Raw genomic sequence first — 17577 nt, 5'->3', positions numbered from 1 at the left:
CTTTCCTTACGAGGGGTTTTAGGCTTTTTTTGCCTGCTATAAACCGCACCGGTTTGTTGGTGGCAGGAAACGCTATTCAACTAACGAGAGCAGCGTGTGTGGTTTGCTGCCTATTTAAGGAGAAAGTGAAAGTGCAAATAATTCCGAAGCGTTCCGCGATTTCCCGTGTTAGAGATATTGGTTTTTCTGCTGTTGTTGCCGCTACTGCATTGTTGGGTGCAGTTGATGTGAGCGCGCATGGCTATGTGTCATCACCCAAGGCGCGGGTGATTGTGTGTAAGGAAAATAATATTGAAAGCCCGACCTTACCTGCGTGTATCGCGGCAAAGGCAGCAGGGAATGTGGGATTTTATTCACCGCAAAGTATTGCGATTGGCGGCGTGCGTGATAACCACGAAACAGTTATTCCCGATGGCAAATTATGTAGCGCCGGCGTTGGGGGTTACGGTGGTTTGGATCTGGCGCGCAGCGATTGGCCGGCAACCCAGGTGCAAGCGGGTTATCGCGAATTTGTGTGGACGAATACCGCCCAGCATCGCAGCATGTATTTCCGCTACTACATCACCAAGCAAGGTTATAACCCAAATCAACCATTGAAGTGGTCTGATCTGGAACAGATTCACCAGTCCGCGCCCACGGGCCAGGAGGCCGTGTCCCGTCATCAGGTTAATTTGCCACCGCGTACCGGGCGACATGTTGTCTACAGTATTTGGCAACGCGATTATGCTGACGCTCCTGAAGGCTTTTACCAATGTATTGATGTGGTATACGGCAATGATCCGGTGAGTTCGACACCGTCTACATCCAGTTCGCGTCCCGCTTCAAGTTCCTCGGTGGGTAGTAGCATTGGCAGTGATACCTGTGCGGCTTTGCCGGCCTGGGATGCCGGAACTATTTACAACAAGCCGCAACAAGTGAAATACAACAATAAACGTTACCAGGCAAATTACTGGACGCAGGGCAACAATCCTGAACTGACCTCGGGCCAATTTAACTACTGGCTGGATTTGGGGGATTGTAATGGTTCCGGTGGTACGTCTTCGGCGACTGCCGTTTCTTCATCGCGTAGCGCTGTGGCAGAAGCAAGTTCACGCTCCAGTTCATCGACACCTGCTGGAAGTTGCACATCACCTGCTTATGTTAACGGGGCGACTTATGCGACAGGTGCAGTCGTACGCAATGCCGGTAGTGAATACCGCTGCACCGTTGGTGGTTGGTGTACTGTTGGTGGACCTTACGAACCAGGCGTAGGCTGGGCGTGGGCAAATGCGTGGGCTTTAGTACGTAGTTGCCAATAAAAAATACGTAGTTGCTAATAAACATTAAAAAGCTGGAAATAATGTTATTGGCTTTATAAAAATAAAATCATTGATGAAACAAAACGGCAGCTTCTGTTGCCGTTTTTTTATAGATAATTTTTCGCGCGACACATTCAAGTTAATCCAGTCACAGATTGATGATTCCTGCGTTGTAAATTCAGGTTGCTGCGCTAGTCTTACCGCTACAAAAATAAAATTCAAAAAATCTCTCCTGTTGTTATCAACCTCTGGCGTTTCCCTGCTGTATCCGTGTTGACCTTGCTCGGAGTCTGCTCCGGGGAATCGCTTGCATCACTGCATTGTCGCTCGCTAATTTCAATTTAGTGGAGTGATTGCCGCCCATTATTTTTGTTGTTCCTGATCGGGTTAACACCCCTTGACCAGACCAATAAATAAAGAGGACCGATAAATGAAATTGCTCTCGGCTATATACAAAACAACGTTGAAAAAACCGGCTGCAGTAAAACGCTGGATCATCGGTGTATCCATTGTAATCGCTACCGCGAATATAAACACTGCGCAGGCAGCGCAATGTGAATACATTGTTGCCAATGATTGGGGCAGCGGATTCACCGCGACCCTGCGCATTACCAATAATGGTACCGGCAGTATTTCCGGCTGGAACATTGGCTGGAATTACACGGATGGTTCGCGTATAACCAGCAACTGGAATGCAAATATCTCCGGCTCCAACCCTTACACGGCAACAGCGCTTAACTGGAATAGCACGATTGGTGTAAATGCCAGTGTGGAATTCGGTGTACAGGGAACCAATGGTGCGAGCAGGGCTCAAGTACCGGTTATTACCGGAGCGGTGTGTAGTTCGGTAATTACTTCCAGTACACCTTCAACCCTTGCCAGTTCCAGTGCGCCGCGCACCAGTTCTTCTGCCATGCCAAGTTCTGCGCCACGAACCTCTTCCAGTGCTCCATCGTCATCGCTGCGCTCATCGTCATCAAGTGCAGTATCGATTAATGGCGAAGCCTGTAATTGGTACGGAACGATTACACCTCTTTGTGCAAGCACAACCAGTGGTTGGGGTTATGAAAATGGCAAGAGTTGTGTAAGTCGTACAACTTGTGCGAGCCAGCCGGCACCTTACGGTATTGTAAATGCGGGCAATTCATCCAGTGCAGTTGCTACCAGCCGTAGCTCTTCAAGTGCAGCTGCAACCAGCCGCAGCTCGTCCAGTGTAAATACCTTGCCATCGTCCAGCTCTTCATCCCGTTCATCGTTAAGCAGTTCATCTACGAGTAGCATTACGTTGGGCGCAACTTGCAACGGTTATGCAACCCGCTATTGGGATTGTTGTAAAGCGCATTGCAGCTGGACTGCAAACGTTCCTTCGGTGGTGAATCCATTGCCTGCGTGTGGCAGCAATAACTCACGCTTAACTGATGTCAATGCCGGCAGTGCTTGTGGCAACGGTGGTGGTGGTGCGCATATGTGTTGGGGCATGGCACCTTTTGCAGTGAGCGATAAATTAGCCTACGGTTATGCGGCGACTGCCAGCGGCGATGTGTGCGGACGTTGTTATCAACTAGAGTTTACCGGTCAATCCCATAATTCGCCGGGTGATCCCGGTTCTTCCGCGCTTGCGGGAAAAGTGATGATCGTACAGGCCACGAATATTGGTTACGACGTAGGTGGTGGCCAGTTCGATATCCTGGTTCCCGGCGGTGGTGTTGGCGCATTTAACGCCTGTTCCGCGCAATGGGGCGTTTCCAATTCCGAATTGGGCGCGCAATACGGCGGTTTCCTCGCCGCGTGTAAACAGGAGCTGGGTTACAACGCGAGCCTGGCGCAATACAAAAGTTGTTTGACCAGTCGTTGTAATAGTGTGTTTGGTTCGCGCGGATTAACTGAATTGCAACAAGCCTGTACCTGGTACGCCAACTGGTTTGAAGCTGCCGATAATCCCGCACTTAAATATAAAGAAGTCGCTTGCCCGGCGGAGTTAACATCGCGCTCCGGAATGAACCGTGGCCCCTTAAACGATATTAAAAGCACTTGTAATTAAGTACTTAAAAACACTGCGTGTAATGCACGCAGTGTTTTCCTCAGGGGTTCAAAATTTTTCCGATCAAATATCTTTGCCGCTACGCAATTTACTTTTCGTTTTGGGAAATACTCACACTGCTTTAGTGAAATAAGGCATTTGAAATTTTTTAGAATAATATAGTGTCTCTCATATCCTGATCTGTTCCCTCCGTGATTTTTCGGGGAAGCTAGACTCTCCATGAGTATTCCCATTCGCTTTTTTTTCTTGTGTCGATTTACCAGGATATATCCAACATCATTTTTATAGCCAGTGTTTATTTTTCCAGCGTGGATAACGCAAGGAGTTATTATGAATTCCTGGTTTGCAATTGAAGGTAGCCCCACTCCGTTAGGGGTTACCTGGATACCCTCTGAAACAAGTTTTAATTTTTCAATATATGCACGCAATGCAACGGGCATTATTTTGTTGCTGTTCCGTGAGGGGAATTACACCGAGCCGGTAGCGGAATTGGTGTTTGATGTTATCAAAAATCGCTCCGGTCGCATCTGGCATATACGTGTTGCCTTGGAGGATGCACAGGATGCCCGATATTACGCGTATCGGGCCCTGGGTGAATTCAATCCTTCGCAAGGGCATAGATACGATCCGCAAAAATTATTGCTTGACCCTTACGCGCGCGGGGTATTTTTTCCTCCGGATTACAGCCGTGGTGCATGTGCGCAACCGGGTTCGACTATGGGTAAAGCGCCGCTCGGTGTACTGCCGCCCAACAATAGTGAATCCTATGATTGGGCTGGCGATGTAAAGCCCCCACGACATCAACACGATTTAATTATTTATGAAATGCACGTGCGCGGTTTTACTCGCGACCCCAGTTCTGGCGTAGCAATTAATGAGCGTGGCACGTATTCAGGAGTTATTAAAAAAATCCCTTATTTGCAGGAATTGGGAATCACGGCGGTTGAGTTATTGCCGGTGCATCAATTTGATCCGCAAGAAGGAAACTATTGGGGTTACATGACCCTGAATTTTTTCTCGCCCCACCATGCTTACAGCCAATTTCCGCAACGTTGTAAACAAATGGACGAGTTTCGCGATATGGTGAAAGCGCTGCACCAGGCCGGAATCGAAGTTATTCTGGATGTGGTTTACAACCACACCTCGGAAACCAATGAACTTGGGCCGACCTACAGTTTTCGCGGGCTGGATAATCTCACCTATTATTTGCTCGCGGACAATCGCGAGTACTACATGAATGACAGTGGTACGGGAAATGTTTTCCATACATCCAACCGTTATGTGCGTCATTTAATTGTGGAGAGCCTGCGATTTTGGGTAAAGGAAATGCATGTCGATGGATTCCGTTTTGACCTGGCTTCTATCTTTACACGCGATAGTAATGGCGGTGTCAATTTAATTGATCCACCTATTATTGCTGCGATTACATCTGACCCCGATTTTCAGGATATCCGCTTGATTGCGGAAGCCTGGGATATTAATAGTTATCAATTAGGCAGCAAATTCCCGGGTATCAGTTGGTTGCAATGGAATGGTGAATATCGCGATACAGTTCGGCGTTTTGTGAAAGGCGATGAACAACAAGTACCCGCATTGATGTCCCGCATTTATGGCAGTACCGATTTATTTCCGGATAATCTACCTGATGTCTATCATCCGTACCAAAGTATTAATTTTATTACTGCCCACGATGGTTTTTGTTTATACGATCTGGTGTCCTACCATCATAAACGTAACCTTGCCAACGGCAATAATAATACTGACGGGACTGACAGTAATTTCAGTTGGAACCACGGTTGGGAAGGTGATGAAAATCTTCCTAATGACATATTGCTATTGCGCAAACAGCAAATAAAAAATCTATTCACCATTTTAATGCTGAGCAACGGCACACCGATGTTTGTAATGGGCGATGAATTTCTGAATACCCAACATGGTAATAACAATCCTTACAATCAAGATACTGAAATTTCCTGGTTAAACTGGCACCAGCTGCAACAATTCCCGGACATGTTTCGTTTTTTTAAATTAATGATTCAATTTCGCAAACAACATCCGTCTATTGGGCGCAGTCGTTTTTGGCGTGACCAGGTGAAATGGTATGGAACTTCGGGGGCTGTGGACCTGGCCAGTTATTCGCGCACGCTAGCTTTTTGCATTCTGGGTGCAACGGAGTTTGACGATGATATTTATGTAATGATTAACGCGTACTGGCAAGCATTGGAGTTTCGTATTCAGGAATCGGGCGCCTGGCATTTGGTGGTTGATACGAGTCTAAGCGGGCCTGACGATATTGTTGATACTAATGAATCACTATTATTGACCAGCGATAGTTATTGGGTAAATGCTCGCTCGGTGGCGGTGTTTATCAAAAAAAGAGAGTAACTATTTTAGGGTTAAAAAGTAATCATTGCGCTCGGTGATGTTAGATCAAAATCCTATTTTAACGACCAATACTACATCTATACTGACAGAAGCTGGCGAATGCGTTTTGCAAAATAAGTCCTACATTCATCAGCAAGGAGAAACATAATGTTAAAAAAAGAAGTTGGCCATATTTTTTCATCAGTAGAAATTCAATCTATTGCGCCCAGCCAACGCCTGCATTTGATTTTGTTGGGTGTAGAGAGTGTTGCGAAATCCCAAGCGTTTTATGAAGCCTTGGGATGGCAGAAATCACCGACAGGTCATGATGAATTTGTGAAGTTTGATCTGGGCGGTTACGCGTTATGTTTAATAGGGCGTGAGGTTTTTGCTGCGGACTCTTTGGCGGACTCTGCAAAACCAGGTGGTTTCAATGGGGTGGGCTTTGTATACCTGGCAAAAACGCCAGAAGAAGTGCCGGCAATTCTTGCCAAAGCAGTGGAGGCGGGTGGGGAATTAGTAAAACCGGCGACACGTACTCCCTTCGGAATTGCGGGATATTTTAAAGATCCGGATGGTCATTTATTTGAAGTAGATTACGAAGAAGTGTGGGTTTTTGACAAGCAACATCGCTTGGTCGTTGATACAGTGAACGAGCGTACTTGTTGAAATAATTATTTAAGGAGTTTGCCTATGGCATTGCCGGAATCCGAACAGCAACGAACCGATGTAAAAAGTCGTCGCATTGATGCTCCTGTCTCACAAGTGTTTGCTGCATTTCGCGATGCAAATAGTTTGGAGCGGTGGTGGGGACCTGCGGGCTTTTCCAATACATTTCATGAGTTTGATTTTCGCACCGGCGGTCAGTGGCGGCATACCATGCACGGCCCTGATGGCAATGATTATGAAAATGAAAGCCGGTTTTTAGAAGTCAGTGATAATCAGCGGATCGTGATTGAGCATTTATCCGGTCATCATTTTATTTTAACGATTACGTTTGAACCTTCGGGTGAGGCTACCCTGGTTCACTGGCAACAATTATTTGATACCGTTGAACACTATGAGCAAATTCGCCAGTTTGTATCACCGGCGAATGAGCAGAACCTGGAAAAATATGCGGCGGAAGTTAATCGAAGGGCGGCCGGGAAATAACAACCTTTAAACTCCGGTCACTCTGTATAAGGCGTATCAACAGCAGTGACCGGACTTTTATTATTTATTTTTTCGTGCCTTCAACATTTCTTTTTTGAAAAATTCACCTTGTTCTGACGGTGTAAAATTCCAGTCCTTGATCATCACTGGTGACCACTCCGGATCAAAAACCCACACTGTATAGGACACACCTTTTCTCGCCATATATTCAACAATATTTGGCCCGTAGGTTCCATCGTTGTTAATCACCGGCACATGCGCGCCGTAATCTGTTTCTTTGGCCCAGCCAAGTTCGGTGGCGATCAGCGGATATTTGTCAGCAACATAGCCCCAGGTTTTTTCCCACATCGCAAAAAAGTTTGCTTTGGTTGGATCTTGCGGCTTGGCTTTTTGCGGATAAGGATGAATTGCGTAAGCAATGTTATCGCGACGCACCGGCGCTGTGGCGACGGGAGATAAATCATAAGCCCAGTTATAACCGGCCACCAATGGAATAGCGTTCTTGTTATAGAGGCGAATTAAATCGATGTAATCTTCCAGCAAATTACGCCAGCTTTCCCAACTCGCTTTGCCTAACGAAAAATCGCCGGTGCCAATATAGTTATGTGTGGGTTCATTAAAAATTTCATAAACCGCAATGGTAGGCACTGTGCGATAACGCAATGCAATTTTGCGCCAGAAGTCGGCCGTTTCATGTTGCGTGGTTTCATACATCACATGTTGGTACATTTCGGCTTCAAGGTTGCCGATGGAATGCCAGTCGATAATTAAATACAGTCCTTGGCTATTGGCCCAGAGCACTGCTTCATCAATGCGTTCAAAGAACCAGTCTTTACCATATTTGCGCCAGGACAGTGGATGAATCGGTAAGCGAATTGTATTTGCCCCCCAGCGATGGACTTCTTCAAACAGTGCCTTGTTCCATCGACCTTGCTGATACAGTTTGCCCGGGTCCGCAATATTTACACCGCGAAAAATAAATGCGTTGCCATCTTCAGTTACAAAGCCCTTGCCTTGTACTTTAATCAGGCTTTGTTTGCGCTCCAGTTTTTTTGCATCAAATGATTGTGGATAGGGAATATTCCACCATTCATCCGCCGATTGCTGGGTATTGGTAAAACCGTGGTTTTGTTCCGGTTTTTGAGGTGTGGCAGTCTTGGGCGTAGCGCTACAAGCAATTAATTGGCTGCACAATAAAAATGCGGCAAAGAGTTTCAAATACAGCTTCATGGTTATTAGCTCTTTTATTGGAATCGGATAACTCGAGGAGGGAATTCAGTCAGTTAAATTCCGCCGGGGCAGGACTCTAACAAAACAGGAGTGGGCTGGCCACTCACTGTCATTACCAGATAGAAGCTTAATATTCCGGGATTTTTATCGGTTAAAAAATTATATTTTATTTTTTAAACGGTGATTAATGGTTTGCTTGAAAAGCAAAAATGCGATGACCCACAGTGTGATCAATATCACTAATAAAAACACAGCGATAAAAGCAAAAATATCCGGTGCTTTCATCAGAGTGGTCATCAGTGAATCCTGGTAATAAAAAAACCATTGATGGCCTGCGGGAAAAATTTGCACATGCAACCAGTAAAACACATCGGTTGGGCCTATTGCCAACACTGCTGCGGTGATTAATGCGATACCTGCAATAAAACCGGTTAACACTTTTTTATAGGAAGGCGGTGGCCATTTTTTCAAGACAGCGATGGCAATCAATATGAGCCATATCGCCGCACCTATCAGCCCTGCCTGGTAAAACCGATCAATCAGATTGGCTACATCTTGCAGGTGAATAATTTCTGCTTCATGCATTAGTCCGGTGGTTTGTCCATTAGGCAACGGGTAACTGATATTTTGCAAACCGCGGCCACTGTCTTGTACCGCATCCGTAATTTCACCAAATAATCGCCAGTGATCTGCGGGAGTGGTGTATTCGAAATCCGCTTTGTTGCGATTGAGTGGCGCATATTCGGCGATGTGTTTATCCAATCCTAATAATTGATACCCAAGTGGATACGCAAAATGGAATTGGGCCAATAGATGCCAGCTAACAAGGGCAAGGGCGATTAACTGGCAGCTAAAAAATACGGGCCAGAACACAATTGAAAGGGAACGCTTCATGGGTGGGAAAGGCGCTGTCTCTGAGGATTTGAAATTGGCCTGCAACTTACCACGTCGGTTTTACCTCTGCATCCCGCAACCTGTTTATCGGTTAAAAAATCATTCCATCGCGGTAGTTACCCAGCACCCGATGACAAGGTTTTGACAGATTTAAGGTGCCAAAAAGTCGAAAAAAATGACATTTTTGCAGTTTTAAGTGCCCAAATGGCGGATTGGTCAGTTTTAAACAGTTGTTTCATATGATGATTTTGGCGACGGCATTAAATATGCTTTTGTGAGTGAGACATATGTCACATTAGGTGTGGGAGGAGCAACTATGTCTAACTCATGGAAAATCAATGTCGTTAGTGTGTTAACTGCAATTTGGGTTTCTATTGCCAATGCGGGGCCTATTACGTGTGAACCGGATAACCAGCGCGTTGCTACGTTGGGAGATGCGCTTGAATGCAGAACGCAAAACTCAATCAATCTGAATGATTCAGATGATCTCAATGCTCTGTTTGAAACGGATTTCGATTGGATAAAAGAAGGTGAATTGACTGCGGAAGGCAGCAATGATTTGTTTTCGGTCGATACAGATTCCTGGGGAACGGATGTGATGGGAACCTGGTATATCGATGAATCTTTCTGGGAAAGTTATAGTCGTGCAGTTATTACTATGCATGTTGGCCAGGGTGGCGGTGATCCCGATGCCTTTGCCTGGATGATTAGCCCCGGCGAGACTTCAGGCTCTTTTTCCTACGAGCGCGTTGCAGGTAAAGGTGGTGGATTGTCTAACATGTTTTTATTTGGTTCCGGCGTACCGGATGTAAAAGTCCCTGAGCCAAATATCAATTTGTTGTTGGCGATTGGTTTGTTGTCGATTTACTTTACTCGCCGTCGTATTTCAAGCTAACGCAGGGAATGCAAGGAGGGGAATGGCCGCGGAATCTTCCGCGGCTTTTTTATTACTGTTTTTTGCCAAATAATCGTTCACTTTTTTCGCCATTTGTTGGCGATCTGTTTTACGTTTGGCTTTGTTGGTTTTTTCATGCACACCACCCTTGCGCATAATCGGGTGGAATGCATGGCCATTGCGACTTTCTTTTTTACCTGGCATTGCAGTATTCCTCTTGGATAATTTTTAAAAAATAGTCATGAAATATACCCACCAATACTACTTCCATATTTCCCTCACCCTTTAATACATAACACTTGTTTGAGTGTATGAACCACTTCAATTAAATCCGATTGGTTCTCCATGACGTCGTCGATGTCTTTGTAGGCCGCAGGGATTTCGTCAATGACATGTTTGTCTTTACGGCATTCCACGCCTTTGGTTTGGGCAATCAAATCGTCTTTACTAAACATATTGCGCGCTGCGGTACGGCTCATTTTTCTGCCTGCACCATGGGCGCAGGAACAAAATGAATCCGCGTTACCTTTACCGCGCACAATGAATGATTTGGCGCCCATGCTGCCGGGGATAATCCCCAGTTCTCCCGCGCGCGCACTGATTGCACCTTTGCGTGTCACCATTACGTCCGCACCAAAATGTTGCTCGCGGCTGACGTAATTGTGATGACAATTGATCGCATGGCGAACGGCGTGGAATTTTGGCAAGAATGGAACAATTGCCCTCAACACCAAGCCCATCATTTCCTCGCGATTAATCCGCGCATATTCTTGTGCCCAATTCACCGCCGTTACGTAATCCACAAAGTGCTCGCTGCCTTCGGTGAAATAGGCGAGGTCTTTGTCCGGCAAATTATGGATATGTTTGCCCATATCCTTTTTTGCCAACTGGATAAAGTATTGGCCGATGGCATTGCCAATCCCGCGGCTGCCGGAATGCAACATCACCCACACATCCTTGTTGTCATCTACACAAATTTCGATAAAGTGATTGCCGCTTCCCAGTGTTCCCAGTTGCTTGGTCCAGATGGTTTGCGGTTGCTTCAGCATCTTCATTACGGTGGGATGTTTTTCAAAAAGCCACTCCACACCGTACGCGAGCTTGTTGCAGCTACTGGTGCGCACATTAACGGTTTTGTGCGCAGCTAAACCCACTGGTACTGCCCGTTCAATCGCACCGCGCATGGCTGCGAGGTTGTCGGGCAATTGCGATGACTTCACTGACAAACGCACCGCGCTCATTCCGCATCCGATGTCTACACCCACCGCAGCGGGAATAATCGCGTTGAGTGTGGGGATTACCGACCCCACCGTTGCACCGATTCCCATATGTACGTCCGGCATGGCGGCAATGTGCGAGTGGATAATCGGTAATTGTGCAATTTGTTTTAATTGCGCCAATGCCTGGTTTTCAATATCGCTGGTGTAAATCTTTACCGGCTTCAAACCATTATTAGCATTTTTATTCAATTCAATTTTTACAGGCATAAAAATCCCTTGCGCGCGTTGATTGATGCGCGAAAAAGTCGAGTGAACCTTCCGGTGGGCAAGATAGTCGCTTACTATTTGACGCGAATCGGGATAAGCTCCGTAATCAATTCGCTGTTAGTAAACATTGAGAAACAAAAAGCCCCGATCAGTTTCCCGATCAGGGCTTTTGTGCCTGACCTGGAAGGTATTAAAAAACCTTCCAGGTATGAATACTCAGAAGGTGTTATGCGTTGGTATAACCTGCGTAAGTCATTGTGAGTACTCCTGTTAAAGTTAGGGCAAGAAACCTTGCGGGCTTGCGGTATTGAACATTGGGTTACCGTGAAATCGGGCCCCTGAAAATTGGCGGCGATAATACGCCGATTTTTTTGCCTGTCAACGCCTTTTAAAATTGCGAATGATTTTTTTGCGCCGGGTAATTGCCAATGCATTGTGATGTCCAGTCATATTAGTGTCTTAATTCTGTCATAGCATCAGTGAGCAATTGTTCCATCACTCTTAATCTGGAAATAGCGAGGATTTACTGTGCCTGAGTTATTTATTCCCCCGGCAAAAAATACATTCCCGGCTTACGGTATTTGGTTGTATAAAGAAAAAAGTCCGGCAATTAAACGGGTAAAAAAGGAATCTGCGCCCAGCGCCCACGGCGATCGCCATTGGGACTCCAGCTATTTATTGATGGATTATTTCACCCATAATCCACTGAAGAAAAAAAGCCGTGTGCTGGATGTGGGATGTGGTTGGGGGCCAACGTCAATTTATCTGGCAAACCAGGGGCATAAGGTTACTGGCCTGGATATTGATGATCAGGTATTCGGTTTTTTACAACTACAAGCTGATTTAAATAATGTGGAAGTCAAAACCCGCCAGGGTGCGATGGACTCCTTGAAAAAAGCTGATTTAACCAAGTTCGATGTGATCGTCGGTGGCGATATTTGTTTTTGGCCGGAACTCACCGATGAATGGTTTTCATTGTTAAAGCGCGCTGCGAATGCCGGCGTAAAAAAATTGGTGTTGGCTGATCCGGGGCGTCAGCCTTTCCTGGATCTGGTAGATAAATGCGAGCGCTGGGATAATGAAATGTTGACCTGGTATTGCCTTGAGCCGAAACGTTTTACCGGTAGTTTGCTTATCGTCAATTTGAATTGAGCTTAATGAATTGCGCGTTAACAACGTGTAAATCAGCTACAAAGCGCATGAGCATCATTTCCCATCAATAACTAGCTTGGCAAGCTCTGTGTTATGAGAGCTTGTCATGAGTAGTCCAGAATCATCGCCGTTGTATCCCCGGCGCGTGAATGCGCCTTATTTTACACATTGATTGCATTGCAATTTATAGTGATCGTGGCTTTCATGATCATGATGCTATTGTCCGCACAAAAATGGTCACAAAAAATTAGCTGCATAAAGTCAGGCATCGTCCTTGATGCAAAGTAGCAATTATTCTGTTCATAAAAAATCCTTCTCGCATCCATTATTGTGATTGTTTTTGGTCAGTGCAATTATTGGATTTCCACCGACTCTCCTTTGTTATTTTTTGCGAACATTCTGGTGTAGCTGGATGCATCAAACGCGCTGTCCAAAACGTTGCTTAATAATGTACTTTCCGTTTCTGCGGGTAAGGGTTTGGTGGCAGGAATGAACGGTGCAACCGGTTTTTTATGTTCATAGCGACCTGAGCCAATCACTTCATTTTCATCCAGGGCTTTTTTCAAGAGTTGTTGTACTTGTGCGCTGGGTGAATCAACAGGGCAGGCGATAAGGTCCATATAATCCACACCTAAACGGTAGGGTGGCCAACCATTTTCCAACCCGGTTTTTACCAACTCGCGATAACAGTGTTTTGCCCGCGAAACTTCGTGTGGATTTTTGCGATCAAACAACAACGGAATTGTGCCGGACAATGTGCGTGATGAGCGTGAGGTAACTGCCAGCAACGGATCAAAACCGTTATCGGTTAAGCATTTACTCATTACTGTGCGATAACGTTCTACCTCATCGGCAGTAAATGGCACTAATGGGGCATACCATAAAATACCTGCACCATCTTTGGCGGGATGTGAATTCAAATCGAGTTTTTTTGCGGTGGGATCAAGCGCATAGGCGATTTTTAAAAAGGCCACTATCGGATAGCCTTCAACGGTTCCCAGTGTATTAACCAATGCACCAAAATGGCGGCGCAGTGCGGAGAATCCCCACTTGGGCAAGTAATCCTGGATTTTTTGCAGCTGTTTAATGTGCTCCGGGCTAAAGCTCCATACACGACAATTTTTTAAACGACGACGGATATCTTTTACCGAGCCAGCAACCGCCGCACGTGAACCATAAAGGGTTCCAAGGCCTGTCCAGGCAGAAATTTTTCTTTGTGTTGCTAATCCACGCAAATAATTTGCGCGTGCTTCGCCGGTGAGTGGTGATGCGAGTGGAGTATCGACTTGCGTAGAAAGAATGCGGCAATCATTCATCATAATAATGCCGCCAATGCCGGGAATATCTTCTGTTAATTTATTCAGCTCGGCCTGGCTTGCAATAAACGCCTCATTGGATTTCCATTCGAATACTAAAATGCGTGTGGCTTCCGGTGCGCGCGCCAATTGCACGCGCGCTTTGGTCACTATGCCAAAATTGCCTTGCCGCAATAATCCTGCCCATGAATATCCGGTGCCCGCATTCCAGCGTTTGGCCATTTCGGCGCAACCCAGATCCTGATATGTGTGACGAAACTCTGTGCCGTTACCCCAAAAACCTTCCAGTTCACAAATTGCATTAAAGTGATCGGCAATCGGCGTCAAACCATATCCACCATCCAGTGCATTCCCCAAAATATTACCGTTGGGTCCAACACCCGTTGTGGGAACTAATAAATTAGCGCCGGATTTTTTTATCGCCGCGTGTAAATCACTTTGGGTAACACCGGGTTCGATTAATGCGGTCGATGAATGCACATCAATATGCACACGACGCAGTTGCGATAAATCCAGAATAAAACTGCGTGTATCAACGGGCAGTGATGTTCCGTAACCAAAATTACGTCCGCCACTGATTGGCCAGAGGGGAACTTTAAACTCATTGGCCAGGGCCAGGATTGCTTCAACGGCATCCACTTCTTTAATAACGATGGCTCCAGCGGGCAAACGGCTGCTCGCACCGGTATCTGCACCGTATTGAAAAGCCGCTTCTTCACGACTCAAGATTTTAGTTCCGGGGATTCGCAGGGCTTCGCTGAAAAAAGAGTTAGTCATATTCATTTTCCTTTCAATGCTGAATGACAAATATTGCTTGAATAGCAAAAGATGGGCTTGAAACTGCACGCAGAAAGCGTTCAAAAAGTCGACACTCCTGGCAGTCAAAGCAAGCATGAGCAAGAATTATGACAAGTCTGGATTTGTTAATGATTTCAAAAGGTTCGCGAAGAAAAACAGCACAATTTGTCAATGGGTAAAGCCATGATTTTGGCGTTTAGGAAAACAAAAACCCGTATCGCCAATTAAATAACTACTAAATAGTCGGCCATATCACAAAAATTTTTTAATCAGTATTGTCGCCAAAAACATTTTTAAATAAAACCGGCAGCGTTTTTTCAGTAAGTGTTGGCTTAAAAGATTTTTTGCATGATGCAAATGACGTCAGTATGTAAAGCAAACCGGCAAGTAGTTGGATTTATCTGAATAAGGCAATTTTTCAATTTCCCCTATAAATAAAGCCACATAGGAGTTTTATTTATAGGGGGGCAGGGGAAGTAAAATCAGGCCAGTAAATTTTCCAGTGTTTTTTCGTAGATGGCCGTTAACGTATTTAAATCTTTGGCACTAATACATTCGTTCACTTTATGGATGGTGGCATTGATTGGGCCCAGCTCCACCACTTGCGCACCTGTTGGCGCGATGAAGCGCCCATCTGATGTGCCACCGGAAGTAGATAATTCAGTGTCCAATCCGGTTTCTGTTTTAATCGCATTTACTACAGCATTTACCAAATCACCACGCGCGGTTAAAAAAGGTTGACCGCTTAATGTCCATTGCAAATCGTATTTCAGGCCGTGTTTATCCAGAATGGCATGAGTACGGTTACGCAGGATTTGTTCGGTTAATTCGGTAGAAAAACGGAAATTAAATACGACAGTGACATCGCCTGGAATTACATTGGTGGCGCCGGTGCCACCATTAATATTGGAAACCTGGAAACTCGTAGCCGGAAAAAACTCGTTGCCATTATCCCAATGTTCAGCAGCCAATTCAGCCAGCGCCGGAGCAAGTTTATGGATAGGGTTATCGGCAAGATGTGGATAGGCCACATGGCCTTGGATACCTTTCACGGTTAATACCGCGCCTAAAGAACCGCGGCGGCCATTTTTAATCACGTCGCCGACTATTGCGGTACTGGAAGGTTCACCCACGATGCACCAGGTCATTTTGGTATTGCGTGCTTCCAGCCACTCCACCACTTTTACTGTGCCGTTAACGGATGGGCCTTCCTCATCACTGGTAATTAAAAACGCAATGCGACCTTTGTGATTGGGATATTTGGCAACGAAGTTCTCGCATGCAATGACCATACTGGCCAGTGAACCTTTCATGTCGGCAGCACCGCGGCCGTGCAGCATGCCATCAATAATTTTTGGTTCGAAGGGGGGATTATTCCAATGGGTTTCGGGGCCGGTGGGTACTACATCGGTGTGTCCAGCAAATGCGAGGATAGGGCCGGATTCTCCTTCTGAACCATTGCGAATGGCCCAGAAGTTATCTACCTCACCAAAGCGCAGGTGTTCGGTTTTGAAGCCGATGGCTTCGAGGCGTTGAATCATTAGCGCCTGGCAGCCGTCATCTTCAGGCGTTACTGAGCGGCAGCGGATTAAATCAATGGCGAGTTGCAGGGTTGGGGTTAACGCAGAAGTCATGGTGTTGTCCAGGATCAAAAAAACTGCGGCAATTCTACGCGATTTTCCCCGGGGTTCTATGGCTTGCCTAAATAAATCTATGGGACTACTGATCCTCCAGGGCCAATACCAGGCGTTAACACTGACTCAAGATTGCGATTCGTTTGCGCCCGTACAAAATGCGGGCTTAAACGGTGAACAAAATCGATGACGTTATTGGTAAGGTCCGGTGCACCATGCGGGCAATGAAAACCCATCGCAGCCTAAACAATGCCATTGAGCGTTTTTGTAAAATTCTGATTTTACATTTTCGAATTTAACGATGGATTTTTTTGGAGATTAAATTATGAATGGGAGCTGTTAAATTTATTTTTTATTTAAACATGCATGATTTCCTGATGATTCTTGTGGCAATGCCTGCACCCGTGTGTTTTAACAGTTTTGTTGTTGCAGGTTGCCGAATAAAAGCTTCTCTTTTCTATGACGATTGCACGATAATAAGCTTTTTATTTATTGCCCCCTGTCTATGGCTAGCTCCTCTACCCGAAATCAATTCCTGTCCCTCCGCTCCCGTCGCCTGGCCGAAGCCACACGCGAATTCCTCGCGCGCGGTAAGTCAGTGATTCGTTGTGATGATTGCCAGCTGGCTGCGTATGCGTGTATTTGCCAATGGCGACCAACCCTGGGTTCACGCAGTGAATTTATTTTGCTGATGCATCGCGATGAGGTATTGAAGCCCACTAATACCGGGCGTTTGATTGCAGATGTATTGCCTGCGCATACCCATGTTTTTTGTTGGAGCCGCACCGAACCTGATGAGAAATTACTCAGGCTCTTGGCGGATCAACAGCGTCGTTGCCTGATTGTTTTTCCTGAGGAGGCAAATGAAGCTGCTGCTAATGCGCGGGAGTTAATCAGTGATTTACCCTCAGATGAAAGAATTAATACATTTATTTTGCTGGATGGAACCTGGAAGCAAAGTGGCCGTATGTTTCATTTAAGTCGATGGCTGGAGAAGATTCCTTGCGTGGTGTTGCCTGAGGTTGAAGGGCGTGGTTATGCCGTCCGCAAATCCCATCAGGAGAATTATTTATCCACCGCAGAAGCGGCAGCACTGTGTTTGCAGTTGGCAAATGAGAGCGTGACCGCAGACGTGCTACGCGATTATTTTGAGCTGTTTAACATCCACTACCTGGCAACGCGCGCTTGTGTACCGCCACAAGCGAGTGAATTGCATGCACGTCTCGCGCGATTAGGTAATTAACAGTTAGTAATCTATCGGCAATCGCTATTGCTGTTTGGTTATAAGCCAATTGCCCCGGTCGTTAATGGCTAAT

14 protein-coding genes are annotated in these 17577 nt (G+C 46.0%); 8 read left to right on the top strand and 6 right to left on the bottom strand.

All coding sequences use genetic code 11. The features are described 5' to 3' along the window. Nucleotides 1-131 precede the first annotated feature (131 nt). The 5 genes from A596_RS16020 (at nt 132) to A596_RS15985 (ending at nt 6855) form a co-directional block, all read left to right on the top strand. Entirely contained in the window at nt 132-1298 is a 1167-nt protein-coding gene (locus tag A596_RS16020; protein WP_052417597.1) for a lytic polysaccharide monooxygenase, read from the top strand. Between the two features lie 430 nt (nt 1299-1728). After that, on the top strand, nt 1729-3339 hold the full coding sequence (locus A596_RS22720) for a cellulose binding domain-containing protein (protein ID WP_084128464.1): 1611 nt from the start codon (nt 1729-1731) through the stop codon (nt 3337-3339). A 330-nt stretch (nt 3340-3669) separates the two neighbouring features. Next, nucleotides 3670-5724 carry a glycogen debranching protein gene (locus A596_RS15995; RefSeq protein WP_039916545.1) on the top strand — a complete coding sequence of 685 codons (2055 nt, stop codon included), beginning with the start codon at nt 3670-3672 and terminating at the stop codon, nt 5722-5724. A gap of 147 nt (nt 5725-5871) precedes the next feature. Then, the gene (locus A596_RS15990) at nt 5872-6372 is read left to right on the top strand and encodes a VOC family protein (protein WP_084128461.1); all 501 of its coding nucleotides are present in this window, start codon (nt 5872-5874) and stop codon (nt 6370-6372) included. Between the two features lie 24 nt (nt 6373-6396). Next, nucleotides 6397-6855, top strand: a complete 459-nt coding sequence (locus A596_RS15985) for an SRPBCC family protein (RefSeq protein WP_039916543.1) — start codon at nt 6397-6399, stop codon at nt 6853-6855. Between the two features lie 60 nt (nt 6856-6915). Here the strand turns inward: A596_RS15985 and A596_RS15980 are convergent, their stop codons facing one another. Further along, entirely contained in the window at nt 6916-8085 is a 1170-nt protein-coding gene (locus A596_RS15980; RefSeq protein WP_039916542.1) for a glycoside hydrolase family 5 protein, read from the bottom strand. A 159-nt stretch (nt 8086-8244) separates the two neighbouring features. Next, entirely contained in the window at nt 8245-8979 is a 735-nt protein-coding gene (locus A596_RS15975; RefSeq protein WP_052417587.1) for a lipoprotein intramolecular transacylase Lit, read from the bottom strand. A gap of 316 nt (nt 8980-9295) precedes the next feature. Between A596_RS15975 and A596_RS15970 the strand changes: the two genes are divergently transcribed. Then, nucleotides 9296-9874: a PEP-CTERM sorting domain-containing protein gene (locus A596_RS15970; RefSeq protein ID WP_039916540.1), complete on the top strand. Its 579-nt coding sequence runs from the start codon at nt 9296-9298 to the stop codon at nt 9872-9874. On the opposite strand, the gene A596_RS15965 is transcribed toward A596_RS15970, so the two are convergent. Next, nucleotides 9866-10078 (bottom strand): hypothetical protein, encoded by a 213-nt coding sequence (locus A596_RS15965; RefSeq protein ID WP_039916538.1) that lies wholly within the window; start codon nt 10076-10078, stop codon nt 9866-9868. The two genes, A596_RS15970 and A596_RS15965, sit on opposite strands and share 9 nt — an antisense overlap. A gap of 74 nt (nt 10079-10152) precedes the next feature. Beyond that, the gene (locus tag A596_RS15960) at nt 10153-11361 is read right to left on the bottom strand and encodes an RtcB family protein (protein ID WP_039916535.1); all 1209 of its coding nucleotides are present in this window, start codon (nt 11359-11361) and stop codon (nt 10153-10155) included. Between the two features lie 528 nt (nt 11362-11889). On the opposite strand from A596_RS15960, the gene A596_RS15950 reads away from it, so the two are divergent. After that, the gene (locus A596_RS15950) at nt 11890-12513 is read left to right on the top strand and encodes a class I SAM-dependent methyltransferase (RefSeq protein ID WP_039916531.1); all 624 of its coding nucleotides are present in this window, start codon (nt 11890-11892) and stop codon (nt 12511-12513) included. 353 nt (nt 12514-12866) lie between these two features. Here A596_RS15950 and A596_RS15945 read toward each other — a convergent pair whose 3' ends face one another. After that, nucleotides 12867-14606 (bottom strand): FAD-binding oxidoreductase, encoded by a 1740-nt coding sequence (locus tag A596_RS15945; RefSeq protein WP_039916529.1) that lies wholly within the window; start codon nt 14604-14606, stop codon nt 12867-12869. Between the two features lie 503 nt (nt 14607-15109). After that, the gene (gene dapE / locus A596_RS15940) at nt 15110-16261 is read right to left on the bottom strand and encodes a succinyl-diaminopimelate desuccinylase (RefSeq protein WP_039916527.1); all 1152 of its coding nucleotides are present in this window, start codon (nt 16259-16261) and stop codon (nt 15110-15112) included. 505 nt (nt 16262-16766) lie between these two features. Here dapE and A596_RS15930 point away from each other — a divergent pair. Continuing rightward, the gene (locus tag A596_RS15930; RefSeq protein ID WP_039916524.1) at nt 16767-17504 is read left to right on the top strand and encodes a tRNA-uridine aminocarboxypropyltransferase; all 738 of its coding nucleotides are present in this window, start codon (nt 16767-16769) and stop codon (nt 17502-17504) included. Nucleotides 17505-17577 lie beyond the last annotated feature (73 nt).

Source organism: Cellvibrio mixtus subsp. mixtus J3-8 (genome assembly GCF_000766945.1).
In the GTDB taxonomy this organism is placed as follows: Bacteria; Pseudomonadota; Gammaproteobacteria; order Pseudomonadales; family Cellvibrionaceae; genus Cellvibrio; species Cellvibrio mixtus_A.
The sequence above is the reverse complement of the archived record's forward strand: the minus strand, read 5'-3'. Positions and strand labels throughout refer to the sequence as shown.